Genomic DNA, 26567 nt, shown 5'->3' on the forward strand with positions numbered 1-26567 from the left:
CTTTGATTCACCAGCGAGGTCCGGTCTTCTGGTTCTGCAAGTCGGTCCCCGTCGACCTGGTCGATCGCCTCGGACATTCGGACATCCGGCGATCCTTGCGCACAAGCAATGCACGGGTGGCCCGACAAAGGGCTTGGACACTGGTGTTGCTGGTCGAGGATGCATTTGCGGTATTGCGTGACGAAGGGCTTTCGCCCGGCGCGCGTGATGCCTTGAGTGCCGTTCTCGACCACGTCATGGACGATTTCGATCGCAAGGGTAGCCAGTGGTCTTCATCATAACCACGCTGCGCTTCGGCGTGGCGACACCGACCGAAATCGGCGTTCTAGCTGTGGCCTACGCCCTCGTTATCTCCAGCTTGGTCTATCGCGACCTCACATTGAAAACGCTCTGGGATGCTGTCGTGGCGACCGTGATCATGACCGGCGCCGTCATGTTCATCATCATGGCGTCCTCGACGATCCAATGGGTGTTGACCGCGGAGCGCGTTCCGTTTCTGCTGGCGCAATGGGTCACCGGCGCGTTCAGTGAGCCATGGATGGTGATTCTGGCCATGAACCTGGTGATGCTCTTGGTTGGAGCATTCATGGATATGCCGGCGGCGGTGCTGCTGCTCACCCCGATTTTGGCCCAAGTTGGCGCAGCGATCGGCCTCGACCCTGTGCAACTCGGGCTGATGATTGCAGTCAATCTGTCAATCGGCCTCTATACCCCGCCGGTAGGAACAACCCTTTTCATCTCTGCCTCCATCGCTAAAGTCGGGATTGGGGCCACAGTCAAGGCGCTGGTACCGTTCTACCTGGTGGCGCTGATCGTCTTGGGACTAATTTCCTACGTGCCCGCACTAACGCTTTACTGAGCCTAGGCTACGGAGCTGAACTCATCACGTTCAGCTCCGTGGGATCTTCGAAAAAGCACCCGGCACCATGCAGGTAATCGTGCACGTTTAATTCGTGCAGCCGGCATTGCCGGGTGATCCATTCGGCAAACAGGTTGACGATACGGCGATTTAGATGGCGCTGCGGACAGACCAGCCAGTAGGCCGGAAAGTGAATAACCTCGAACTGCGGACAGAAGGGCACTAGTTCGCCCCGCTGCAATTCGGGCAGGCATAGATTGACGCTGTCGAGCGCAATGCCGCCGCCCTGCTTGGCCAGTTCGATCGACATGGTCGAGCGATCGAACCGGAACGGATACTGCACCGCATCAAGCGTGATGCGGTGATAGGCCAGCCACAAGTCCCAGCGGAACAGCATTTTGACGCTGTCTATCAGCCGTGCCTTCTGCAATTGCTGGCCGATGTCGTCCGAATGCGCGCGTAGTTCTGCGAGATATTCGGGGCTGCACATTGGCATGACGAGGTCGTTCATGATGCAGGTGACCGACAGCCCACTCCAGCCGCCATGTCCATAGCGTAGGTCGAGGTCAATGGCCTCGGTATCGAAATAGGTGAAATCCGGCGTCGCATCGACCCGCAGGTTCCACTCCGGATTGGCATTGGAGAAACTGGCCATGCGCGGCCCCAGCCAGCGTACCCCGAAACTGGGACTGACTCTGATGCTGAGATTGCGCACTTCCTTTTGCCGCGAAATCGCGTTCCGCACGTTACGAAGGGCGCCAAAAGCCTGGCTGGTGGTCTGGTACAGGCGATCGCCATCGATAGTCAGAACCAGGCGGCGCTTTTCGCGCTTGAACAGTTTGACCCCGAACTGGGCTTCCAAAGCAACGATCTGCTGGCTAACGGCGGAAGGCGATACTCCCAGTTCGCTGGCCGCCTTGGTGACCGAGCCAAGCCGCGCCACGCCTTCGAAATACAGCGTTCCTTTGAGATTGATGTCGCGCATGTCCGCCGCTGTCCGTTAAGCTGAGCTACAGTATAACTTCAGCTAGGATCGGCAAGTTGCTTGCTTACGCTGGAGCGCGTGGATCGAGCACTGGGTCCAGTGAGAACTCGCCCACAAGCCATTCGGCGAAGCGATTGACGACCCGGCGATTGCCGCCGGATCGCGGAAAACACAGGAAATGCCCGACATAGCGGTAGGGCCGGAATGCCCCGGCGAGCGGAATGACCAGGCGTCCGGCCGTCAGTTCCGGCTCGGCAAGGCGCGTAGACTCGAGCGCCACTCCGAGCCCGTTTGACGCTGCGGCAATGGCCAGAAAGCTGCGATCGAAACTCATGCCCGGCACCGCAGTGAAGCTGAAACCGTTGAGGCTGAGCCATTCGGTCCATTGCACGCGTTTCAGATCGCTTCTGATCAGCGTCATGTGGGCCAAGTCACGCACGGTGTGTATCTGGTTCGCTATTGCCGGCGTACACAGGGGCACGACGATTTCCTCGCCCAGAGGGAGTGTCACCAGGTCATCACGGGGGGAGGCGCCGTAGACGATATCGGCGTCGAACGCCCCTTCGGGAAACTTTGCGGCGCCGGCACTGGCGGCGATCTTGACCTCAACGCCCGGGTTCTGCTCAAGAAATGCCGGCAGGCGTGGGGAGAGCACCTGGATCGCAAAACTCGGAGCACAATGCAGGCGCAATAATCCCGACCGTTGTGCCGAAATCTGCTCAAGTCCGGACTGAAGTTCCTCAAAAGCGGCGGTGGCATGCCGCATAAGCAGGCTGCCATCGGCCGTGAGGACCACCCGCCGATGGGACCTCTCGAACAGTGTGACGCCCAGCGTCTGCTCAAGTGCTGAAACGGCGTGGCTGACGGCGCTCGAAGACAGTCTGAGCTCCCGCGCAGCATCCTTAAATGAACCAAGCCGGGCCGCCGATTCGAAAGATTTTAACCCTGTGAGCGAGACGTTGTTAAGCGGCAATTGTGACGTTCCCGATCATTCATAAACACTAAGGGCACCGCCGCTTGTCATCAATCCTAAAGTGATGGATTGCCCGAGCGCTTTCGCTTAATAGTTTGGTTGAAACAAAAAGCGAGACGTCAGTGTCCTTAGCGGGTGGCGGTGAACCTTTTACTGTTTTTCATCGGCAAGGCGCGCAGGGATGCGGTTGGGCTAGCGCTTAGGCTCGACGAAACACGGGTGCTGTATTCTGACATCGATCATGTGCTGCGTTGGATCGAGGTCGACGCCGAGGAGATGGGCAAATGCTTTGCGAGCCAGCCAGCGGCGGAGTTGCTCATAATCGGCCGAACAGAAGAGGCGATGCAGCGCATACCGCAGAGACTGCGCGAGACCGAAGTGCCGGTTAACCGCGCATATGAATTGATGTCGGGGCGACGCGCAGACTTACTCTTTGCGATCCGTCGCATGGATCGAGCAGTTGCGATCGACCTCGTCGCGAAAAGTGGGGTCGACAGTATCGCCAATGATGTCGAATGGCCCTTGCTGGTAGAAAGCCTCGGGTATCGCGTGGGTTATGTCGAAGCGCATGGGCTCTCGTACCGGACGCTCGACGAGTTCGGCGCCGAGGCGGACAGCTATGACTCGGACGCACTGCAGTGGATCAGGCGGATTGAAATGGCCGGAGAAATGGCGCGAACAATGCGGCCGTTCCTAAAGGGCCGATCCGGCGAGTAGCGAGTGTTGGCCGCCGCACGCGCCTTTCCGCTCTCCATCCCGAAAGTTGGACCTCGGGACAATTTCTCATGTGCCGAAAGCTGCCTCAACCCCTCCTCAGATCGATTCAACGTCAAAAATCCGGGGGCCGAACCGAGGTCGGCCCCCGGGGCCATCAATCAGGCAAAGCGTAAGCCACGAGGTATCCGTTCAGGTTATCGTAGAGACCTGTGGCCCCCGAAGCGGCGATCACGATAAACTGTTTACCCGAAGGGCTGACATAGCTCATCGGCGTGGCGGACGCGCCATTGGGCAACTTCTGGGTCCAAAGTTCTTCGCCGGTCGCCATATCGACGGCACGAATATAGCCGTCCTGCGAACCACCAAACACCACTACGCCAGTCTCGGTCACGAGCGTACCGCCGGTCATCGGGGCGCCCAGCTGCCAGGTCAGGCCAGACTTGATACCGAACGGCCCCGAATTGGCAGCGGTGCCGATCGGGCGGCTCCACAGCACTTCATAGGTTTCGAGGTCCACGGCAGTCAGCATGCCATAAGGCGGGCGCAGGCACGGCACTTTGAGCGGCGACATGAACGGCTCGTTGGTTACCGCAAATGGCGTACCCATCTGGGGCGCGCCGAGCGCCATCGAAACCGAGAAATTACCCTCGGCATCTGCAGCGTCCCAGCCACGGCGATCGGCTTCCTCGCGCGGGATCAGTTGCACGCGATTGGGCATGCGGGTCCAGTTGGCGATCATGATCTTTTCATCCTGATGCACCGAGACGCCACCCCAGTTGATGCCGCCGATATAGCCCGGAAACTGCAGGCTGCCGCCCACCGATGGCGGTGTGAACTGGCCTTCATAACGCAGGCGCTGAAACTCCAGGCGGCACAGCATCTGGTCGATCGGCGTGATGCCCCACATGTCCGCTTCGGTGAGGTCGGGGCCCGTGAAAGCAGGCATGTTGGTCGGATAAGGCTGGGTTTCAGCTGTGAAATCGCCCTCCGCCGCGCCCTGAGGCACCGGACGCTGCTCGATCGGATCGATCGGCTCGCCGGTCAGGCGATTGAAGGTAAAGACCTGACCGCGCTTGGTGCCCTGCAGCAGCGCCGGGATCACCTCGCCATCGGGACCAGGTAGGTCGACCAGCGCCGGCTGCGTGCCAACGTCATAATCCCAGATGTCGTGATTGACGGTTCGGAAGTGCCAGCGGACATCGCCGGTGGCCGAATCTAGAGCCACGACCGACGAGGTGAATTCCTCAAAGTTCTCGCTGCGATGCGCACCCCAATAGTCGGGCGTGGCATTGCCAGTGGTGATGAACACGAGCCCGTTTTCTTCGTCGGCACTGAACAGTCCCCACGCATTAGGGCTTCCGCGCTCGTAGAATTCGCCTTCTGGCGGACGGCCATGGAAGTCAGGATTGCCCGGATCGAAGGCCCACACAAAGTCGCCGGTCACAGCATCGAAGGCGCGAACAACGCCGGAAGGTTCACCTACCTCTTGGCCATCCGAAATCCAACCGCCGATCACGGCAACGCCATTGGTAACGGTTGGGCCGGAGGTGGAGAGCACAAAACCTTTTTTGACCGGACCCATGTCGGTCAACAGATCGACAAAGCCTTCTTCGCCAAAGCTGGTGCACAGTTCCCCAGAGCGGGCGTCGATGGCAAAGAGCCTTGCGTCCACTGTGGCGGCCAGAATACGCGCCTGGCACTCCTCGATCGGCTGCGATGCTTCGTAGTAGGAGACGCTCCGGCACTTCTTCGACATGACGCCAGAAAGGTCCGAGCCAGGGTCGAAGCGCCAACGCTGTTCACCGTTTTCTGCATCAAGCGCAAAGATCAGGTTGTTGTTGGTACACCCATAAAGTGTGTCGCCGACCTGGATCGGAGCGGCAGTGATGCCGTTGAACATGGTAACATCGGTCGGGAAATCGACCTGCCAGGCCAGTTCGAGCTGTCCGGCATTTTCGGGCGTGATCTGGTCGAACGGCGCGAACTTGGCGCCGTTGGCAGCACCACTGGCATAGCGCCATTCATTGGCAGGCACCGGCAGGCCGGGGATGCGGGCACCGGGCGTCGTCGCTTCACCGGCGTCGACTTCCGTCGCGGGTCCTTCAATTGCCGGCGCTGCCGCCGGACCGGTTGTCGTCACCGGCTCATCCTGGCCTTCCTCCACCACCACTGGTGTGGAAACGTCGGGTGACGTGGGCAGGGTATTCTGCTGCGGCGCGCCTTCTTCGATCGAGGGCGAGACAGTAGTGTCCTGCGCCAGAGCCAGCATGGGCAGCGCCATGACGCTGGCCGCCATCAGGGCGGTGAGAGTTTTGTGCGATGTCATGCTCAGGCCGCCTTGCGCATCGGGGCGCCCTCGAGGGGGCGCCAGTTGAAAGGGAGGGCCATATAAAGACCGATGACAAAGGGACCGACGATCCGCGGCATCAGAGCCCAGCCGTCGAAGCCGACTTCCCAGATGGCCCAGACCAGCGTCCAGGCAAGCATGGCAGCAAAGATCCAGACGCCCAGCATCTTGCCGGTCCAGAGAAGGAAAGCACTTGCAAGACACGCCAAGCCGGTGATGACGTAGTAAGGAGAGCCGCCAAGAGCGACCAGTTGCACGCCGCCCCAGGTCAGCACCAGGCCGATAAGGGCGATCAGCACCGCAAGTATGCGCGGCGCAAGCAGGCGGGTCCAAGCACCCGCTGCCGGATTAGACATTTCTATTGCCTCCGAATGACCTCATCGCCCGCACCCGGCATGGCCAGCTAGGGCTGGCTCTGTTATTGCGACAGGATGCGAACGGTCCGCCGAGGGTCGGCGGAAATCTAAATGGACACCTGTGTCCGCTTTGAGTCAATAGGTGCCCATGATGAAAAAGCCGTCGCGCAAGGATGCACAAGCTCGCCGTCAGGCAATCTTGGAAGCGGCAGAAATGGTCTTTGCCGAAAAGGGGTTAGAGGTTCCCCTGAACGAAATCTGTGTTGCCGCCAATGTAGGCCGCGCCACGCTCTACCGAAATTTCGAAAGTCGTATCGAGCTTGTTCATGCAATCATGTCCAATAACCTCGACAAGCTCGACGACATCGTCGAACGGGGCATGTCTCCGTCAGACACCTTGGTCAGCTATCTCACCGAGGTGTTGGCACAATTGGTGAGGACGGGGGGGCTGGTCTATCTGATTAACAATGACCATCGCTTCTCGGACCGTTACTTCGGCCACCTCAGTGTGATGCTAGAGCGGCACATTGATGGATTCCGAACCGATATTGATGTCCGCATGGTCGCCACGGTGGTCAATATGATGGCCGGGGCGCTAGCTGGCAGCCCGTTCGCCGACCGTCAGCAGGCTGAGCCTCTGGTATTGGATCTTGCCCTTCGCGCCTTGCGGTGACTCAACAGTTCGCACGTGACGCAATTGAAGTGCCGCTGGTTTCGCTGACGCACTGGAGGAAGATGCCGTCGATGCACAAGTAAGCCCAGCTCTCGCGGAATGGTCCGAAATGGAGGCCCTGGACCATAGTTCAGTGCCGCCGCGAATTGCCGATTGCCAAGATGACCGCTGCGCTGGCCACCACGAGCGCGCCAAGACTTAGCATAGGGTGCATCTGCGCCATCGTGGTGACGCTGACATTGCGTCCATGACCGAAACGTGACGTTTCATGGCCTTCTGAAGGGACGTCATGAAGGTTTTCCGCCTCGGGCATGTGGCCGTAGTCGACCAGTTGGTCATAGCTCCAGTTCTGCTGCACCGTGTCGATCACGCCCGGTGCCATGGATGCCAAGCGGCCGCCCAACAGCGAAGTATTGCCCACGGCGATGTCTCGCCGGTGGTGCTGCGCGGCAAAAAGGATGGCCTCGGCAACAACTTCGGGTGCGTAGTTGCTGCCTGGAGCCTGGCCCATTCCACCGACGTTGCTTTTGGCGTGGTCGAAGAAACGCGTGTCGATGGCGCTTGGTTTGATGAGCGTCACCGAGATTGGCAGGCCTTCTTGGTTAAGCTCGATGCGGAGGCCATCGGTGAAGCCTTTGATCGCATGTTTGCTGGCGGAATAGGCGACCGACAGCATCTGCGGCATGTCCGAAACCGCTGAGCCCAGATTTATGATCGCTCCGGGCTTCCCGGTTGCCCGATAGTGGCTCGCGGCAGCCAACGACCCATAGACCAGTCCGAAGTAATTGACCTCAAAAAGCCTGTGATGATCGGCACTGCTGATTTCCTCGGCCGTGCTGATTATGCCCACCCCAGCATTGTTGACCCAGCTGTCAAACCCACCGAATTGCTCGATGGTCCGTGCCGCGAGGCGGTCAATCTGTTCCTGATCGGCAACGTCAGTGGGAACGAAGATTGTCGTGCCGCCGGCAGCATTGAGCTTTCCCGAAATCTCGGCAAGGGCGATCTCGTCCCGGGCTGCCAGGACGACCCGCGCGCCACGGTTAGCCGCCAGACGCCCCGTGGCGAGACCAATGCCTGAACTGGCGCCGGTTATGACGATCGTCTGCTTTTCGAGCTTCAACAATTTATGGGACATGGAAGGCTCCTCTTCGTCCGCCCAACGGCCGACCGCTCTATGGGTTGCCGAGTGTTTAAGGCGCCGACAAAGCTCCGAAATTCCATGGAACGGTGAGGGCACCGGACCGTTGGCCGCTTGATCTCGCGTGAACCCGATACCGCCTCAAACCGCGCGCCGAACGCTCAGTTCGCGCGACGGCAGACTACGGCCAATCGTCTAAAATATTGATAATAAACAATATTTGGAACCTCTGACGCGACAAGCCATTCACCGGCCTCTCGACCCGCAGCAATGCCCCCATAGGAGTGCGCAGATGAGCATAGAGGATCCCAACCAATCGCAGGGGCAGGACAGCCCGGATAGTCAACTCAAGGAACAGGTTGGCCACGACATTGGCATTGTGACCGATCAGGCCCGGCACGACCTCGACGCAATTGCCGGCCAGGCCAAGGCCGACGCGCGAAAGCTTGGCCATGAGGCGAGCGAAAAAATCTCCGAGGTAAAGGACAAGGCAAAGGGCTTTGCCGGCGACCAGAAAGACCTGGCTGCGAACCAAATCAATGGTGTGGCGGCCGCGATCAATAAGGTTGCCGACGAACTGGGCAGCGAACAGCAGACTGTGGCGCGCTATGCTCGCGACCTGGCGTCGGGCCTATCAAGCATGGGCAAGACCATTAAAGAGCGTGACGTCGACGATCTGATGGGGCTGGCCCAGGATTTTGGCCGCAAGCAGCCGGTAGCCTTTTTGGGCGCGGCGGCGCTGGCGGGCTTCGTCGCCAGCCGTTTCGCACTGGCCTCGAACCATCGTCGTGACAGCAAGATACGTCCGCAAGTCAGCGGTGAAGGCGGTGGCAGTGACCAGCGGCAAGGCACCTCGAGCTATGAACAGGGTGTGGCAGCCGGCCAGCGTGCGGGAGGCAAGTCATGAGCGGGGAAAATCGACCTATCGCAGACCTGCTGGGTGGCCTGGTCACCGACCTGTCAACGCTCTTCCGCAAGGAAGTGCAGCTGGCCAAGGTCGAGGCATCTGAAAAGCTGTCCGACATCATTGGCGCAGCCGGCGCCATCGCCATTGGCGGCGTGCTGGCCTTGGGCGCGTTGGGCGTGTTGCTCGCCGCGGTCGTATCACTGCTTGCGTCCCTTTTGGTCAATATGGGCATCGACCCCACGCTCGCCAATGCCCTTTCAGCGGTCGTCGTGACCGTGGTGGTAGGGCTCATAGCCTGGTCCTTTATCGGACGGGGCCTCCATGCCCTCAAGGCCAGCAATCTGAACATGAACCGCACCGCAGCGTCTCTCGGACGAGACGCCGACATCGTCAAGGAGAGGCTGTGATGGCTTACGACAGCGACAATAAGAGTTCGGCAGAACTGCAACGCGAGATCGAACAGCAGCGCACTCGGGTCGAAAGCACGATCGACCAGATCCAGGAAAAGCTTTCGCCGGGGCAACTCGTCGATGAGCTGCTCGCTTACACCAAGGGCGGCGGGGGCGAGTTCGTCGCCAGCCTCCAACGCAATGTCACCGCCAATCCGCTGCCAGTGGCATTGCTGGGCGTCAGTCTTGCCTGGCTGATGGCCAAGCCTGCCTCAGCGACGACCGCCGACAGGGACGAGGCAAGCACCATCCGCAGCGATCGCCACTGGGATGACAGCATCAATCGCCGGCGCGGCTACCAGGCCACCACAAGCGCCGATGTGGACGAATACGAGGACTATCCGGTGACGGTCATCAGCGGGACCAGCCTGCAGCGGCTGGGAAACTCGGCCGATGAACGCGGCGATACCTATAGCGAATTCACCGACGATGCCGGCAAGAAGTTTCGGGCCCGCTCGGACAAGAGCGGCAATCGCGCCGGTCATTTCATCGACGAGGCCGGCAACCGCTTCAAGGGCTTCACCAACGACGCCGGTGAACAGATCGAGCATTTCCGCGATGAAGCCGGCAACCTGCTCGGGGAGGCCTCTGGCTGGGCCTCCCATACCTGGCAGAAGGCCCGGGAGAAGATGCACGATGCCCGCGATGCTGTGCAGTCGCAGGCCAGCTCGGGCAAAGCGAAAGCCGGCCATGCAAGCGATGCTCTGCAAGGGCAGATGGAACATCTCAACCAGACAATTCTCAACCAGTTCCGTGACCAACCGCTGGTAGGTGGTGCCTTGGCCTTTGCACTCGGCGCAGCTTTGGGTTCGACCCTGCCGCATACGCCACAGGAAGATGCCCTGGTGGGTGAGGCCTCCGACGTCCTCAAGGGCAAGGTCGTTGAGACCGCCTCCGAGCTCTATGACCAGGGCAAGGACAAAGCCGCCGACCTCTATTCGACGGCAACCGAAAAAGTTGGCGAGGTCTATCAGCAGGCCAAGGATGGCGTTGCGGCTGCTGCCGAACCGTCCGGCCCGGCCCGTTCCGACAGTTCCAGTACCTAATGTTTGGGGGAGGCCTGTGCCTCCCCTTTTGCAATCCAAGCCATAGAGAGATGCATCAGATGGCACACGAGCAATCCCACGACGACGCCCCCAAACGCGCGCAAAAGGATGACAAAGACGGTGAGCTTGCCATTGTCGGCAAGAGCATCCTTATCAATCGACCTCGCGCCGAACTCTTCGCCTACTGGCGCGACTTCAGCAACCTTCCAACCTTCATGAACGCCATCGAAAAGATAGAGGCGCATGACAACCAGCGCTCGACCTGGACGATCAAGGCGCCGGCCGGTCAGCACGTGACCATCGAGACCGAAACGACCGCGGTGCGGGAGAACGACACGATCGGCTGGCGGTCGACCGAACAGTCACAGGTCAGAACGGTCGGGCTTGTGACATTCGCCGACGCCCCTGCTGGCCGCGGCACCGTGGTGACTGCGGAGATCGCATATGAGCCCCCCGGTGGTGACGTCGGGCGACTGATCGCCAAGCTCTTCCGCGCCGAGCCCAATATCCAGGCGCGACATGAGCTGAAGCGGTTCAAGATGCTCATGGAAACGGGCGAAATCGCCACCGGAGCCAATACCAAATCCACCGATGGAGAGCACTGATGCGCGCCCTGACCTGGCACGGCAACAACGACGTTCGCGTCGATACTCACCCCGATCCCGAGATTATCAATCCGCGTGACGTCATCCTCAAGGTGACGTCCACGGCAATCTGCGGATCGGATCTGCATCTTTACGATGGTGTCATCCCGGGCATGAAATCGGGCGACATTCTGGGCCATGAATTCATGGGTGAGGTCGTCGAGGTCGGCCCCAGGAGCACGCTCACCAAGGGCCAGCGCGTCGTTGTTCCCTTCACCATTTCTTGCGGACAATGCTTCTTCTGCCAGCAGCAGCAGTTCTCCGCCTGCGACAACGGAAATCCGGTTGAAAAACAGGATGCATCCGAAATGCTTTATGGCCACGCCATGGGCGCAGCCTTCGGTTATTCGCATCTCACCGGCGGCTATGCCGGCGGCCAGGCGGAATATGTACGCGTGCCATTCTCCGATGTTGGCCCAATCGTTGTTCCCGACGGCATGGAGGACGATGACGTCCTGTTCTTGTCCGATATTCTGCCGACGGGATGGATGGCTGCTGAAAACGCCCAGATCACGCCCGGCGACACAGTCGCGATATGGGGCGCAGGTCCCGTCGGCCTTTTCGCCGTCCAGAGTGCAGTCATCATGGGCGCCGAACAGGTGATCGTCATCGACCATCACCCCCATCGGCTGGAACTGGCGACGAAGTTCGGTGCCAAGATCATCAACTTCGAAGAGACGCATGTCCGCGAGGCGCTGATGGAAATGACCGGCGGACTCGGACCCGATGCCGTGATCGATGCCGTGGGCATGGAAGCGCATGGCTTTGTCGCCGACAATGTCCTCGACCTCATCAAGCAAAAGATCGGTCCGGGGGCCGATCGCGGCCATGCCCTGCGCCAGGCGATCCTGGCGGTTCGAAAGGGAGGGCGCGTTTCGGTCCCAGGCGTCTATGGCGGCATGCTCGACAAGTGGCCCCTGGGCGCGATGATGGAGAAGGGTCTCCAGATCAAGGGCGGCCAGACCCACACCCAGAAGTACACCCACGATCTGCTGCGCCGGATCCAGGAAGGCGAGATCGACACGACCTTTCTGATCAGCCACCGGCTGTCCCTCGAGGACGCGCCGACTGGCTACAAGAACTTTCACGACAAGCAGAACGAATGGACCAAGGTGGTGCTCAAGCCGGGCATGGCCTGAGCCTTTTTCGAACCAGCCTCATTAACAATCGCATCTGGAGACCACGGATGACCACATCGTCCCACGATCTTTTTGTCACCGGGCTTAAGAATGCCCACGCCATGGAAAACCAGGCGCTATCCATCATGAAGCCGCAGGCCAGCCGCATCGAGAACTATCCTGATGTCGAGGCAATGTTGAAGCGCCACATCACGGAAACAGAAGGACAGATCGAGCGGCTCGAAGCCATCCTTGATGGCTTGGACGAAGACCGTTCCGCTCTCAAGGACATGGCGTTATCCCTAGCCGGAACCTTTGCGGCAGTTGGACATACTGTCGCTCCCGATGAGATCGTCAAGAACTCCTTCGCCAACTTCGCTTTCGAGAATTTTGAGATCGCCGCCTACAAGTCTCTAATCGCTCTGGCCGAAGCCTCCGGCAACACGCAAGCCATCGAGGCGCTCGAAGCCAATCTCGATGAAGAGATCGCCATGGCCGAATGGCTCGATGCCAACATCGAAACCGTGACGCTGCAATTTGCGGCGCTCAAGGAAGCGGGCGAAACCGCCAAGAAGTGAACCACGAGACCGGCGCTCACCCGCCGGTCTTTCTGTTTCAAGCCATTAACATCGGAGAACAACCATGTTCATGCGTGTCGACCGACTGATCACCGAACTCCCGCCTGCCAAGAAGCAGGACCCCAACGCTGCCGCCGCTTTGCAGGAGTTGCTCGGCGGAAAATACGGCGAGATGTCCACGCTCGGGAACTATATTTTCCAAAGCAATGCTGGAGCGCATCCCCATTCGGTCCTTGGGGTTGCGTTGGCCGGTCCCTGAAAGCCGACTTTGCCAATCATGCCCGTCCCCGCGGCTTGGTCGATCCATTGTACGCCAACAACTTCGCAAGCACAGGCGGGCATGAACTGCCCGCTCCCTCAACTCTGCGTAGTCGGCAGAATCAGTCTGAGCTGATTGCCGGCGTGTCCCGAACTGACTTCTGTCCGTCCGCCGATTGCGCTTGCTCGGCGGGCCCGGTTAGAGAGGCCGCGGCCGGGTTGGTGGTTCTCGGGCGTGAAGCCGCGGCCGTTGTCGGAGACGCGGCTGCAAACATGACCCGTCCGCGCTGCCGTCGCGCTAGCCCAGGAGGCCGCGGCGGATGGCTTCGGCGACGGTGTGCACCCGGTTGCGGGTGCCGAGCTTGGCGGAGACATTGTCCAGGTGCTGGTTGACCGTGCGGGCCGACATGCCGAGCCTGTTGGCCACGCCTTCCGAAGTGAGGCCCTCTGCCGATAGTTCCATGACCTGGCGTTCGCGCGGCGTCAGCAGGCTGGCCGTGGGAACAGGTGTTCCCCCAAGCAGCCTCGCCTGGGTCAACAGCGCGTAGCATACGATCCGCAGCGAAGGCGCGATTTCGTCGAGGTCGGCTGGATCGCCAGAAAAGCTAGCGGCGCCGCGGGTCTCGGCGTCAAAGGTGATCGGAACGACCGTGGCATTGTCGAAGTCGTACTTTACCGCAACATCATAGCGGGGATCCTCGCGATCGATCCGGATGTGCTGCACAGCCCCGCGCGTGAGCACTTCGGCGAAGGAGCGGCTGATCGAGCGGGTGCCGTTTTCGGTCTGGACCCTCCACCACGCGGCGCGTTCGGCAAAGCTGTCCCAAAGCCGGATCGGCCGGGTCGCATCAGCGGGAAAATCAAGGAGGTAGGCGCTCCGATAACCAAGTTGCTCCGCCAGATCTCCCAGGAGGATCTCGAGTTCGGCGTCGCTTTCCGTTTCTGGCAACCGTTGCAGGATCACGTCGACGAAAGGCAGCATCGGCTGATCCTATTGGAGCATTTTGAGGCGAATGGCCTGGGCGACGCTGTGCACCCGATTTCGGGTGCCCAGCTTGTCCGAAACGTTGTCGAGGTGCTGATTTACGGTGCGGGCAGACATGCCCAGCCGTTCGGCGATCTCCTGCGATGTCAGGCCCTCGGAGGATAGGAGCATAACTTCCTGTTCCCGCGGGGTCAGCGTCGCCGAGGCTGTCTTGATGCCGTTGATCCGCAGCGATCGGGCGCGCGAAAACAGGCTGTAGCACACGAGCTGCAGTGCACTCTCCTCGCTTCGCGACAGTACCTTGCCGCCGCAGAGAGCGATAATGCCGGCCGATTCGGTTTCATATGAGATCGGAACGACTGCCGCATCGACCATATCGACACGCTCCATGAAATGAAGCAGTGGATCGCGCGGCCCGGAAAACCGGTCCTTTCCCAGATAGTGCACCTCGCCTTGCCGCAAGATGTCTTGCAGCGACTTCGTGCTCTGCCTCAGGCCGCTGGAAACGTAGCGGTCCCACCAGCCCTCACGCGCATGACTGGAGTCGAGCACGGAAACGGCGTCGTTGAGGGCATTGGCGTATTCGATCAAGTAGCCGCTTCGATAGCCGAGCTCGTGCGCCAGCCGCCCAAGTAGGACTATGATATCGTTATCGTTTTTGGCCGAACGGACGCGGCCTAGATAGTCTTCGGCAAATCCCAGCATTATTCCAAGAATTTTTCGGAACGGGAGTGATTTGAGGGTGTTCGACGGATCCTTCTACAATAGATCGTCTCCAGAAAAATGCCATCGTAAAATTTAGGGATGTGAATTTGCACGACCGCAAATTGCGCAATGATATTCCTCACGATTTTCGGCTGCGCTGCTTTTCTGTATGTTTCTGATCATTCCCCAAGCGTCCTTGGTGAATGGCGGCGTCGGGCTCCCTACGACGATGCGGACGTCGGACCTAGCCGGCGTTTCAACAGCATGTGCAGGGGGCAAGATCACTGCGGCTCAGAAAGAGCTTGCGTCCCCCCGGTTGATCTTGCCCCACTGCCATTCATTCCGCAGAAGAAGTTACCTTTTGTTAACTTCGAATTGAATATCAATATAGTTTCTTAGTTTATCTGATTCCATAAATCATTCTGCAACATCCCTGTCCGTATTTTAGCGACGGGGCGCTGTGTATACTAAGCACATACCGGCGAGTAGTCATTTGCGTTGTTTCAAGGAGCGCTTTGGCGATCGATTGGGTCGTCATTCGCATACAAGAAGATCATCGAATTTTTGGCCGCTCGGGGTGCGGACACTGGCGCGTGCGCTCGGTGCAATCGCCATCAATGTCCTTGCCAGTCTCGTCCTAAGCCTGATCTTCGCCACGCAGGTCCTTGCCGCATCTCCCGGATGCACGGCCGTCAATAGCGGACTTCTCAACTACAGCGGATCTTCGCCAGCAGCTCATCTGGGCGTGGTGCTGGGAGAATTCTATCCCGGCGACCAATTGTTCATGACCTATACTACCAACACGCCCAAGGCCGGGGTCATCCTTGATCTCATCCTCACCAGCGTGTCGGTTCGAACCCAGACGACCGGGAGCACCGGGACCACGTTCTCGCAGAATGCAACCGTGGGTGCGCTGCTGCCGATCGGCGCACAGGCAGGCATCACTGACCTCACGGCCGTTCTCAATCCACGCAACGTGGTGATGACGGTTACCTGTACGCCTGCACCGGCGCCGGCGACCATGAGCATCGCCGCCTCGCCGGCCAGTTCGGTATTCGGTCAGTCGACGGCATTGACGGCGACGCTGAGTTCGGTCGGCGGCCAGCCCAGCGGCAATGTCGTTTTCACCATCGACGGCGTTGCCCAGGCGCCGGTTCCGATCGTCAATGGCGTTGCCACGCTCAACACGTCGGCGCTTACCGTCGGTGGACACACGGTCAGCGCCAGCTATGCGGGCAATTCGAGCTTTACGTCGGCCAGCGCCACACTCCCCGGTGGCGTTACCGTCAGCAAAGCGTCGACCACAACTGCGCTGTCAAGCTCGGCCGCTAACACGGCCTTTGGGAGCAGTGTGACCTTCACAGCCACGGCCAGCGCGACGGCGCCGGGCTCGGGCACGCCAGCCGGCTCGATCATCTTCACCGTCGACAATGTCGACCAGGCGCCCATCACGCTCAGCGGCGGCGTCGCCACGTTTTCCACCAGCGCATTAGGCGTGGGCAATCATCAGGTATCGGCACGATACGTCGGCAATGCGTCCTACAATGGAAGCGCCAGCAGCACGGCCGCCGTGACGGTCGCCAAGGCGGCAACGTCCACGGCTGTCACGCAGAGCGCAGCCAGCACTGTGTCCGGCGACGCGGTGACATTCCGCGCGACGGTCTCGTCTGCCGGGGGCACGCCCAGCGGTTCGGTGGTCTTTTCCATCGATGACGTCGCGCAAGCGCCGCAGACGCTCAGCAACGGGGTCGCGGAGCTGACGATCTCCTCGTTGGCGGTGGGCAATCGTGTGGTCACTGCCAGTTATGCGGGCAGCGCCACAATGCAGGGCAGCATCGGAACGCTATCCGGCGGCCACACCGTTACAGCCATCGAAACGACCACGACACTGTCGGCTCCCGGGCCTATCACCTATGGCGCAACCGCCACCATCACTGCCGCGGTGACATCGGGTCGCGGGACCCCGACCGGGAATGTCGTTTTCGCGGTGAATGGCGTCAACCGCGCACCCGTTGCGCTCAGCAACGGCTCTGCCTCGATTTCACTTTCGGGTCTCGATGCGCGGACGCATGCGATCACGGCTGTCTACGCGGGGACTGCAACCTTCGGCACCAGCACCGGGACGCTGGCGGGCGGCCAGGTCGTCAACAAGGCCGCGACCACGACGACCGTCAATGCCATATCGCCTGTGGTGCTTGGACAATCGGTCAGCGTGCTGGCGACTGTTGCGTCCGGCGGTCTCAGTCCCGATGGCACGATAGTCTTTACGGTCGACGGGACGGCATACGATCCCATTGCCGTCGCCAACGGACAGGCTTCGCTGGTCGTCCCAGGCCTCGGGGTCGGAAACCACTCAGTCTCGGCGGCCTATTCGGGCAGCACCAAATTTATCGCCAGTTCCGGCTCGCAGGCCGCCGTCGTCAACCAAGCGCCTTCCAGCCTTGCCATTTCATCCTCCGCCAATCCTTCGGTGGCAGGGCAGGCCATGACCTTCACTGCCACCGCGACATCCAATGTCGGAACTCCAACGGGTCAGGTGGTCTTCACCATCGACAATGTAGCGCAGACGCCTGTGCAGCTGAGCAACGGTACGGCCAGCCTCAACTGGCCGGCCATGAGCGTGGGCAATCATACCGTATCGGCTGTGTATGGCGGCAACAGTTCGCTGGTTGGTAGCTCAGCGACCCTGGCGGGCGGGCAGGTGGTGGAGCGCGCCGCTACCCAGCTTTCCGTCGCCGCCAGCGCTCCGGCGAGCCAGTTCAATGCGCCCGTTACCTTCACGGCGCAGGTGGCAGCGATGGCACCCGGCAGCGGCCTGCCGTCCGGCGATGTGGTCTTTACCATCGATGGCGTCGCTCAAGCCCCGGTCGCGCTGTCGGGGGGATCGGCGTCCATCACGCGGAGCAATCTCAGCATCGGCACGCACACTGTTTCTGCGGTCTATGCGGGGAGCGGAGACTACGCGCCCAGCGCAGGCATCCTTCCGGGATCGGTGACGATCGGGGCCGCGGCGACGACGACGACCCTTGCATTCCTGCCTGCAACGCCGCGCCTGGGCGATACGGCAACGCTGACGGCGACGGTCGGTACGGCAAACGGCGCGGCAGCCGGCGCCGTGATCTTCACGGTCAACAGCGTGGATCAGACGCCGGTCGCTCTGGTCAATGGCGTGGCGCAGTTCGCCATTCCGAATTTGGCCACCGGGACCTACACGCTCGGCGCTCGCTTGGTCGCATCGGCGCAATACCAGGCCAGCGATGCGAACAGCGTGAGCATGACGGTGCAGCCGGGGTTGACGACGACCCAGGTTAGTGCGAGCCCGGGCAGCGTCCGGCTGGGCGAGACCGTCGTGGTTTCGGCGACCGTCACCGCAACCCATGGCACGCCAATGGGCGATGTGGAATTCCTGGCGGACGGCACCGTAATCGGCAGGGCAACGCTCAATAGCGGCTCGGCAAGCCTGCCGATTGCCGGGCTGGCGCGCGGCAGTCACGTGATTTCGGCCAATTATCTGGGGTCGACCGATCACGCCACAAGCTCGGGTGAAGCGGCGACGCCGGTCGCCGTGACGGCGGGAGCCACGACGGTCGTCGTTTCCGCCAGCCCGCAGCCGGCACGTTTCGGCCAGGCCGTGACATTGTCCGCGCTGGTTTCAGCCCTTTCGGGCACGCCCGGGGGAACAGTGACGTTCTCCGTCGATGGCGCTGACTTGCCCGCAGTGCTGTTGACTTCAGGCGCAGCCAGCGTGCCGGTTCCGGGGCTGACGCCCGGACGTCACACGGTGTTGGCTACATATTCTGGCTCGACGGACTATCTGGCATCCGACAGCGCACTGAGCGGTGGGGTGACTATCGATAGGGCTGTCGCATCCCTGTCGATTGAGACTCTCCCGGTCAACCCAGTTTTCGGTGAGGCGACCAGTGTCCGCGCAAGTTTGACATCGCCGGCGGGCACGCCGAGCGGAGATGTCGTGTTCGTGGTGGACGGGGTCGCCCTCGATCCGGTGACAACCCTTAACGGTGTTGCGACCGCGAACCTGCCGAGTCTGTCCGCAGGCACGCATGCCATCGAAGCCCGGTTTGCCGGCGACGCCCGTTTCGAGGCTATCACCGACACCCTGGCCGGCGGGCTCGTGATTGGCCAGGCCGCGACGGACTTGGCGCTGACGGTCAATGCAGCGCGCGTGGAATTCGGTGCGCCGGTGGCACTTTCCGCCAAAGTCACCTCGGATGGCGGAACGCCCACAGGATCGGTGGTATTCACAATCGACGGCATTGCCCAACAACCTGTGGCGTTGAGCAACGGCACCGCCGTCCTGACGACGTCGGGGCTTGCCATAGGCATGCATACGGTTTCGGCAACCTATGCTGCGCAGGGCAATTTTGGAACCAGCTCCGCGACCTTGAGCGGCGGTGTCGACATCGATGTGGCCGCGACACGGGTCGTTGTATCAGGCCCCGGGGCGTCGGTTGCGGTGGGCGAAACTGCCCGCTTCACGGCGAGCGTAGAGGCGGACCACGGCACGCCCGCGGGCCAGGTGATCTTTTCGATCGATGGCGTTGAGAGGGCGCCGGTGACGCTGGTGCAGGGCGTCGCGAGCATCGATGTGACCTTCCCCACCGCCGGCGCCCATGTGGTTCATGCGACCTATTCGGGTGCGGCCACATTTGCTCCGTCCGATGCCACGCTGACTGGCGGGATCACCATCGTGAAGGCGACTGCACAACCCGCTTTGACGCTTCCGGCAACGAGTGCGTACGGCGCGCCGGTGACGGCCAGTGTCACCGTGACGTCGACAGGCGGGGCGCCTGGAGGCAGCGTCACGGTGCTTGTCGACGATGTGCCCGTGGGGACTGCGATCCTCGAGAATGGTGCGGCTTCGCTTGTGCTGCCCGCGCTTTCATCGGGCGACCACGACGTTGTGGCCCGATATGAGGGCGACCTCAACTTCGCGGGGGGCGCGAGCGGAACACGCACGATTTCCGTGCTGCCGGCCGATGTGACCCTGGCCATTTCCGCGAGTGCTGGCCAGATCACGGCCGGCGAGCCGGTCACGATCACCGTTCGAGCCACCACCGCCTATGGATCGGCTGCAGGCGATGTGACCGTTACCGTCGGCGCCGCCGATTATCAGGGGACGTTCACCAACGGTGTGGCCACGATCCTGGTCACCGGTCTTGCGGAGGGCGTCTACTCCGTGACCGCGGTCTATGACGGGTCGTCAGAATACGCACCCGAAACGGCGGCCCTGGGCTCCGACCTCATCGTGAGCGCGGCGCCAACCGACATTCAGGTCACTGCCGATCTGCCCCGCAGTGTCGATGGCGTGCCCTATTCAGGCAGTTTCTCTGCATATGGCGGTGTCGGGCCCTATGAGTTCGAAGTCTCCGATGGCGCCTTGCCACCGAACCTGACGCTCGACCGCACCACGGGTGTGGTCGAGGGGACCCCCGTGGCGGGATCCTATACCTGGGAAGTAACGGTTACGGGCAGTGCCGGGGCGCCCGGAATCTACCGGGCCAACCTCACTGTCCTCGATGCGGTGACGATCGTGCTGCCCGGCGGGCTGCCCGCAGCCACCTATCGCGGGGACTACACTGCATCCGTTGCTGCAAGCGGCACGTCTGCCTCGGTCAGCTATGTCGTTTCCGCCGGTCGACTGCCTCGGGGATTGAGCCTCAACTCTGCCACGGGGGCGATCAGCGGCGAGGCGACCGAGGTCATCGATGCTGTATTCACCATCACCGCCACTGATACAAACGGGTTTGTCGGCACGGCGAGCTACATTCTGTCCGTGGTCCCGCCTGTGATCACTGTGGATGGGGCGTTTGGTAATGCCATCGTGGGGGGCGCGTATGCGGGGTCGGTCACGGTCACCGGCGGCATGGCGCCCTATAATTTTGCGCTGGATGGGACGTTGCCTGACGGCCTGGTGTTCAACGCCGCGATCGGCGCAGTCTCCGGTGCTCCCACCCAGGCAGGTTCTGCAGCCTTTGCCATCCTCGCCTCCGATGCGCATGGCTTTACCGGGCGATACGACGTCGCCTTCGATATCGAGGTCCAGCCCATCGTCGTCCTGCCCAGCACGCTCGCGGCTGCTCGGGAAAATCGCGCCTATGCACAGGCGTTGTCTGCGACGGGCGGAACCGGGCCCTATACCTATTCGGTCGTCACCGGCGATCTGCCCGTCGGGGTCACCCTGAATACAACGACCGGACGTTTGTCCGGCACACCGCGCGAGAATGGTCGCTTCATCTTCGAGATCGAGGCAAGCGATGCCAACGCACTCGCCGGACGCCATGTCTACACGCTTGACGTTGCGCCGGCAGCGGTTCTCGTGGTCGGCACGACGCTCGACCCGGTCACTGCAGGCCTCGACTATTCCGACTTCATAACCGTCTCGGGCGGAACAGGACCCTATACGTTCGAAATCGTCAGCGGCGCGCTCCCCGCCGGCATGGAGCTGGACACCACGACAGGCGAGATCCACGAGACGACGCTGGTTCCGGGCACCTATACCTTCACCGTGGCTGTCACCGATGCTGGTGGCGACTGGGTGCTGGCTACAGTCGGTCTGCGCGTCGTCGCGCCGACAATCGGCGTTACGGTCGATGCCAACAACGCCGCTTTCGGCGAAACCGTCACGGGAATCGCCCAAGCCACGGGCGGTACGGCGCCGTTCCGGTTCGCCGTTAGCGCAGGGGCGTTGCCGCGAGGCGTGTCGATCGTTCAGGCAACCGGCGTGATCACGGGGACTGCGACGCAGGCGGGTCAGTTCACGGCGACGATCTCGGCGACCGATGCGAACGGATTTGTCGGAACTGCAACGGTCGAGATCGCGATCCTCGCTCCGACGCTGACGCTCTCGGCGCTGCCCGATGATTTCCGGATCGGGCGGCCTGTTACGGAAACGCTGGTGGGCGGCGGTGGCCGGTCACCTTATAGCTACGCCGTCACCAGCGGTTCGCTGCCGGCAGGTATGGCGCTCGATGCGACGAGCGGCGCGCTGACAGGCACGCCCCTGGCGCTGGGTGAGCGCACCTTTACCATTACCGCGACGGATGCCGATGCATTCGTGATCAGCCGCAGCTACACCGTCGAGATCGTCAGCAATGCCGGCACAGCGCAGTTGCCGACCGTGCAGCCCCCGGCGGCGACGGCAGGCGTGAGCTATTCTACCCTCATCGAGGCGACTGGGGGTGCCGCGCCACTCCGGTATTCCATTACAGCCGGCGGCCTGCCATCTGACCTGCGGCTCGATCCAGCGACAGGTGAAATCAGCGGCATCACTGCTGCAACCGGCAATTTTACGTTCGAATTGACCGTGACCGACGCGGACCATCGCGCCAATTCCGCGACCTATACGCTGGTCAGCATCGCCCCAGTCATTTCCGCCGATGGACAGCCGCCCGCTGGCATAGCTGGCACGTCCTACGCCGGTGCCTTGCTAGCGCGCGGTGGGGTGGGGCCCTATGTGTTTGATGTCCAGTCGGGCAGCCTGCCGCTCGGGCTGACCCTCGATCCATCGGGTCAGATCACAGGCACGCCCAGGCAGGCGGGCGTATTCGAGCTCGTCGTCATTGCGACTGACGACAATGATTTTGCCGCCACGCTGACCTACCGTCTGGAGGTCGCCGCGCCTGAGCTCGTCATCAGTGCGACCACCCCCAATGGGCAGATCGGCAGGACCTATAACGGGAATATCACCGCCAGCAACGGGATTGCACCCTTCACCTACGCGGTCACTGGTGGCGCACTTCCGGCTGGCGTCGATCTCGATGCCAATTCAGGTGCCCTTTCAGGCGAGCCAACGGCATCGGGCAGCGCGATCTTCACCATCACCGCCACCGATAGCTTTGGCTTCAGCGCCGCCATTACCCGCTCAGTAGTGATCGCAACCAATGTCGGCACAGCCACCATGCCCGCCACGCTGATGAATGGCGTTGCAGGCGACGACTACGACGCCACTGTCGCTGCCAGTGGCGGCACCGGCCCCTATCGCTATGAAGTGACCGTCGGCGCCTTGCCGGATGGGCTCAGCCTCAATGCCACCACCGGCATCATTGACGGTGTTCCGACGCAGGCCGGTCAATTCACTTTCTCGATCACGGTCAGAGATGCTCTGGACCTCATCAACCAGCAGGCCTTCACCCTGGACATCGCCGCGCCCGTGGTCGAGGTCGACGCCAACCCGCCTCCAGCGGAAGCGGGAGAACCCTATTCGGCCATGGTCACAGTCAGTGGCGGTACGGCTCCCTACAGTTTCGCCATGGTGGATGCACCGCCGGGCCTCACCATCGACAATACCGGCGAAATCTCGGGGCAGCCGTCGCGAGCGGGCCTTTACACATTCAGCGTGGTTGTTACCGATACCTACGGTTTCAGGACCGTACAGGCCTTTACCCTACGCGTCGCCAGCGTTCCGATACCCCTCGACATGCCTGCGGGTGTGCCTGTGGCCGTCGTCGACGAGCGCTATGTCGGCCTCGTCGTGCCCAGCAATGCCGTGGGCAGCGCCACCTATACGCTGGTCAATGGCACGCAGTTGCCCGCGGGTCTGACCCTTGGTGCGGGCGACGGCATCATTTCTGGCGCGCCGACAACGGTGGGCACGTTTTCGTTCGACATCCGTGCGGTCGATGAGGATGGCAATATTGGCGAAGCGAGCTACCAGCTTGTCGTCGAGGCCGCCGCCGTCCCTCAACCGGAAACAACCGATACCCAGGTAGCGATCACGGCCTCCAGCGCTGTAGTTGGCGAAACTGTTTCCGTTTCGATCTCAGTCACGTCCTCGAACGGTCCAGCCAATGGTGGGGTCGTTGCCCTGGTGGACCGGAATACGGGGACCACACTTGCCAGTGGTGCGTTGGCGGCAGATGGCACGCTCGCTCTCGATGTCACCTTTCCCACGGCGGGCACCGTGGATCTTGTGGCGCAATATGCCGGCACGTCGAGTTTCGCCGCCTCCAACAGTGCGGGCGATACCATCACGGTCGGTTCGGCCAGCACTTCGGTATCGATCTCTGGGACATCGGGGACGGTTCTCGCCAATGCGCCCATCCTTCTTGTGGCGCAGGTGTCTCGGCAGGCACCGTCGTCCGGCCCAGCGGGTCTTGGCGACATCGTATTCACCGTCGATGGCGCCGACAGGGAGCGGCGCGCCACCGTTTCGGGCAGCGCCAGCTATTCGTTCTCGCTGCCGCCCGGCACGTACCTGCTCGGTGCCCGGTACGAGCCGTCCGACACAAGGGATGCGGGCAGCGCCAGCACCCCCGTGCCGCTGCTGGTCACGTCAGGAACGATTACCACTCTTTCGGGGCCGACCAGCGACGTCGAACCGGGCGCTCCGGTGGTCTATACGGCCACCGTGACCCCGGATGTTTCCGGCGTGGCCATCGATGGCGAGGTGATCTTCACCGATAACGGCTCGGTGGTGGCCACGGTGCCAGTGAGCGGGAATACGGCGATTTTCTCGACCACCGCCGGACCGCTCGGCACCCATGAGATCGTCGCGACGTTCTCGTCGGACAGCCACTACGATGACAGTGCGTCTCCGGCTCTGTCCTATCTGGTCGTGCCGCCAACAGGAGCCCCGGCGACAGCAACCACGACCACGCTGACGAGCACGACAACGACGCCCCAGATCGGAGAGTCGGTGCAGTTGCACGTCGAGGTCAGGGGCACCGGCGCGCTCCCGACCGGCTCGGTAACATTGGTCAATATCACAACAGGGGTGACGCTGGGCACGGTGGAGCTGGACGCTGGCGGCAATGCTTCCATCGGGCTCGTTCTCACCGATCTCGGGACGACGACGATCCGGGCGCGCTATGAGGGCGATGCATCCAACCTCTCAAGCGAGCAGGACGTCACCCTTACCGTCGCCGCCCCCGGCACGCAGCTGACCCTGACGCCGTCGGCAAGTGCGGTGGTTCCAGGAGACAGGGTGACGCTGTCGGCGCAGGTGGAACGGGATAGCGGCGGCTTGGCCGATGCGGGCACGATCGCATTCCTCGCCGACGGCATTGCCTTCGCGCATGTTCCAACCAATGGCAACGCGGTGGTTGAAGCGACGAGCGATCCGCTCAGCGACCACACGGAGTTCGTCGCCGAATTTATCCCCGGGCCGGGCAGCGTCGATGCCCCGGCTGCGTCCAATGCCGTGACCGTCAACGCGGTCGTGGCGACGCCCTTGGTGGTGGTGTCGGCAGTCATTGCCAGCGACGGCAGTGCTTCGGGCACGGTTTCCGTGACCGCTCCGTCAGGCGTCGGCCAGGTGCCAGGGGGCGACGTTACCTTGCAGGCAACCGGCGTCGCCGACCAGGTGCTCACGCTCTCCGGCGGCACGGTCGCCTTCACCTACCCGGCCGGGACGTTTGGTAATTCGGCCGTCATCTTCACCGCCGACTATGGCGGCGACTTCAGTTTTGCCGCCGCAAGCGGCTCGACCACGGCTACGATCACGCCATCGGGCAACCTCTCGGTTCAGCTGAGCTCAAACACTGGCGCGATCTTCTCGGTCGGACAAGTGATAGTGGTCAGCGCGGACATCTCGGCCACTGCCGGCGCGGTAAACGGCATTGTCGTCACCTCGTCCGCCAGCTTCAACTGCCCGCGGACGGCGCTCCCGGCCGGACAGAGCATGACCTGTAGCGGGCAGTATCTTGTGACGGAAAGCGACCTGGCCGCCGGGCAATTGATCATCGGGGTCACGGTGTCCGCCGCCAATACGGCGTCGGTCAGCCAGCAGATCGTGCTCGGGCTGGAAGCCGACACTGTTTCGGAAACCTTCCGCAGCCTGGGCCAGACATTCGTGGCCGACCGCGCGCGCAGCCTCGGCACTGCACTGCCGCTCCCCAATATCTTTACCCGCCGTCTTGCCGGGACGCGTGCCGGGACGGTGCAGGCAAGCACGAGCGAAACCAGCCAACTCCTCGCCTTTTCGTCTAGTCTGGTCGAATGGCGCAATTGGGGCGCGGCCCAGGCTGCAGGCGATCTGGCGCTCGGCACAGCGGACGAGCCGCTGCCCGTCAATGTGTGGATCGACGCACAGATGGCGGTTCACGCATCTGCCAGCGGCGACGAAGCCTGGGGCCGTCTGGGCACGTTCGCGCTGGGCGCCGACTATCTCGTCACCGAGGACTTCTTCGCGGGCGTGATGGTGCAGGGCGACTGGGCTTCGCAGACCGGCAATGACGGTGACGTCAGCGGCTCGGGCTTCCTGATCGGCCCCTATGCCTCCATCGCTCTAAACGAGACATTGTCATTGGATGCCGCCGTGCTCTATGGCCGGTCGTCCAATACATCGACCGCGACCCTGTTCGGTCAGGCCTTCCGGGGAGACTTCGAAACCTCGCGTCTTTATGCAAAGGCGGCGCTTTCAGGTTATTTCGAGGTGGATCAGCTGACCCTGCGCCCCAATGCCACCTTCCTGCTGACATCCGAAACCACCGACGACTACGTCGTGACCAACGGTTCCGGCGCCTTGGTCAGCATTCCCGGCGGCGACCATCTGCAATACCAGCTCACCGTGGGCGGCACTGCCGAATATGAGGTCGCTCTGGAGGATGGCGCGACGCTGACGCCGATTGTCGGGCTCGATCTGGGCTTCAATGACACGGTGACGGACGGCCAGTCTCCGGATGGTTCGCTGCTGGGCCGTCTCACGACGGGCGTCCGGTACCGCACCGATGCCGGGTTCGAACTCGGCGTCGAATTCAGAACGGAAATCGATAGTGGCGGCTTCAGCTCGGCCGGCGCGCGCGCCACCATCCGCGGGCAGTTCTGACCTCAAGACACCGTCCGGGTGCCCTTGAGCACAACCGAACG

General features: G+C 61.8%; 18 protein-coding genes and 2 pseudogenes. 12 read left to right on the top strand and 8 right to left on the bottom strand.

The annotated features are described in order from the left end of the window. The first annotated feature begins 2 nt into the window (after positions 1 to 2). Together CCK88_RS18845 and CCK88_RS17125 are read left to right on the top strand one after the other, a co-directional pair. Complete coding sequence (locus CCK88_RS18845; RefSeq protein ID WP_342068317.1) at positions 3 to 281, top strand: DUF6538 domain-containing protein; 279 nt, start codon at positions 3 to 5, stop codon at positions 279 to 281. Continuing rightward, positions 266 to 859, top strand: a complete 594-nt coding sequence (locus tag CCK88_RS17125) for a TRAP transporter large permease subunit (RefSeq protein ID WP_086471772.1) — start codon at positions 266 to 268, stop codon at positions 857 to 859. The genes CCK88_RS18845 and CCK88_RS17125 overlap by 16 nt, the downstream gene beginning before the upstream one ends. Positions 860 to 866: 7 nt before the next feature. On the opposite strand, the gene CCK88_RS17130 is transcribed toward CCK88_RS17125, so the two are convergent. The 3 genes and pseudogenes from CCK88_RS17130 to CCK88_RS18850 all read right to left on the bottom strand — a co-directional run. Next, positions 867 to 1844 (bottom strand): LysR substrate-binding domain-containing protein, encoded by a 978-nt coding sequence (locus CCK88_RS17130; protein WP_086471773.1) that lies wholly within the window; start codon positions 1842 to 1844, stop codon positions 867 to 869. A gap of 64 nt (positions 1845 to 1908) precedes the next feature. Then, positions 1909 to 2610: a LysR substrate-binding domain-containing protein gene (locus tag CCK88_RS17135; protein ID WP_342068319.1), complete on the bottom strand. Its 702-nt coding sequence runs from the start codon at positions 2608 to 2610 to the stop codon at positions 1909 to 1911. 21 nt (positions 2611 to 2631) lie between these two features. Then, a pseudogene (locus CCK88_RS18850) lies at positions 2632 to 2817 on the bottom strand (LysR family transcriptional regulator); the annotation flags it as partial. A gap of 141 nt (positions 2818 to 2958) precedes the next feature. Between CCK88_RS18850 and CCK88_RS17140 the strand changes: the two are divergent. Further along, complete coding sequence (locus CCK88_RS17140) at positions 2959 to 3534, top strand: hypothetical protein (protein ID WP_140049033.1); 576 nt, start codon at positions 2959 to 2961, stop codon at positions 3532 to 3534. A 154-nt stretch (positions 3535 to 3688) separates the two neighbouring features. On the opposite strand, the gene CCK88_RS17145 is transcribed toward CCK88_RS17140, so the two are convergent. Together CCK88_RS17145 and CCK88_RS17150 are read right to left on the bottom strand one after the other, a co-directional pair. Beyond that, positions 3689 to 5860, bottom strand: a complete 2172-nt coding sequence (locus CCK88_RS17145) for a pyrroloquinoline quinone-dependent dehydrogenase (protein ID WP_086471776.1) — start codon at positions 5858 to 5860, stop codon at positions 3689 to 3691. Positions 5861 to 5862: 2 nt separating this feature from the next. Then, positions 5863 to 6237, bottom strand: coding sequence for a hypothetical protein (locus CCK88_RS17150; RefSeq protein ID WP_086471777.1), 375 nt, complete (start codon positions 6235 to 6237; stop codon positions 5863 to 5865). A 151-nt stretch (positions 6238 to 6388) separates the two neighbouring features. On the opposite strand from CCK88_RS17150, the gene CCK88_RS17155 reads away from it, so the two are divergent. After that, on the top strand, positions 6389 to 6910 hold the full coding sequence (locus tag CCK88_RS17155; RefSeq protein ID WP_170926541.1) for a TetR/AcrR family transcriptional regulator: 522 nt from the start codon (positions 6389 to 6391) through the stop codon (positions 6908 to 6910). A 130-nt stretch (positions 6911 to 7040) separates the two neighbouring features. Here CCK88_RS17155 and CCK88_RS17160 read toward each other — a convergent pair whose 3' ends face one another. Beyond that, the gene (locus CCK88_RS17160) at positions 7041 to 8048 is read right to left on the bottom strand and encodes an SDR family oxidoreductase (RefSeq protein WP_086471779.1); all 1008 of its coding nucleotides are present in this window, start codon (positions 8046 to 8048) and stop codon (positions 7041 to 7043) included. Positions 8049 to 8271: 223 nt separating this feature from the next. Between CCK88_RS17160 and CCK88_RS17165 the strand changes: the two genes are divergently transcribed. From CCK88_RS17165 to CCK88_RS17195, 7 genes and pseudogenes are all read left to right on the top strand, one after another. Continuing rightward, positions 8272 to 8958, top strand: a complete 687-nt coding sequence (locus CCK88_RS17165) for a hypothetical protein (RefSeq protein ID WP_140049034.1) — start codon at positions 8272 to 8274, stop codon at positions 8956 to 8958. Continuing rightward, a complete protein-coding gene (locus CCK88_RS17170) occupies positions 8955 to 9365 on the top strand; it encodes a phage holin family protein (protein WP_086471781.1) in 411 nt (136 codons plus the stop codon). Before CCK88_RS17165 ends, CCK88_RS17170 begins: the two co-directional genes overlap by 4 nt. Beyond that, positions 9365 to 10453 (top strand): DUF3618 domain-containing protein, encoded by a 1089-nt coding sequence (locus tag CCK88_RS17175; protein WP_086471782.1) that lies wholly within the window; start codon positions 9365 to 9367, stop codon positions 10451 to 10453. Before CCK88_RS17170 ends, CCK88_RS17175 begins: the two co-directional genes overlap by 1 nt. Positions 10454 to 10512: 59 nt before the next feature. Beyond that, complete coding sequence (locus CCK88_RS17180) at positions 10513 to 11058, top strand: SRPBCC family protein (protein WP_170926542.1); 546 nt, start codon at positions 10513 to 10515, stop codon at positions 11056 to 11058. After that, positions 11058 to 12236, top strand: a complete 1179-nt coding sequence (locus CCK88_RS17185) for a zinc-dependent alcohol dehydrogenase (RefSeq protein WP_086471784.1) — start codon at positions 11058 to 11060, stop codon at positions 12234 to 12236. The genes CCK88_RS17180 and CCK88_RS17185 overlap by 1 nt, the downstream gene beginning before the upstream one ends. Before the next feature lie 47 nt (positions 12237 to 12283). Then, a complete protein-coding gene (locus CCK88_RS17190; protein WP_086471785.1) occupies positions 12284 to 12793 on the top strand; it encodes a ferritin-like domain-containing protein in 510 nt (169 codons plus the stop codon). A gap of 64 nt (positions 12794 to 12857) precedes the next feature. Further along, a pseudogene (locus CCK88_RS17195) lies at positions 12858 to 12998 on the top strand (manganese catalase family protein); the annotation flags it as partial. A gap of 351 nt (positions 12999 to 13349) precedes the next feature. Here CCK88_RS17195 and CCK88_RS17200 read toward each other — a convergent pair. Then, entirely contained in the window at positions 13350 to 14033 is a 684-nt protein-coding gene (locus CCK88_RS17200) for a helix-turn-helix transcriptional regulator (RefSeq protein ID WP_086471786.1), read from the bottom strand. A 9-nt stretch (positions 14034 to 14042) separates the two neighbouring features. Continuing rightward, positions 14043 to 14741 carry a response regulator transcription factor gene (locus CCK88_RS17205; RefSeq protein ID WP_086471787.1) on the bottom strand — a complete coding sequence of 233 codons (699 nt, stop codon included), beginning with the start codon at positions 14739 to 14741 and terminating at the stop codon, positions 14043 to 14045. A 577-nt stretch (positions 14742 to 15318) separates the two neighbouring features. Between CCK88_RS17205 and CCK88_RS18300 the strand changes: the two genes are divergently transcribed. Beyond that, positions 15319 to 26526 (top strand): Ig-like domain repeat protein, encoded by an 11208-nt coding sequence (locus CCK88_RS18300; protein WP_140049035.1) that lies wholly within the window; start codon positions 15319 to 15321, stop codon positions 26524 to 26526. The last annotated feature ends 41 nt before the right edge of the window (positions 26527 to 26567 follow it).

Origin of the sequence: Devosia lucknowensis, assembly GCF_900177655.1 — a bacterium.
Classification (GTDB): Bacteria; Pseudomonadota; Alphaproteobacteria; order Rhizobiales; family Devosiaceae; genus Devosia; species Devosia lucknowensis.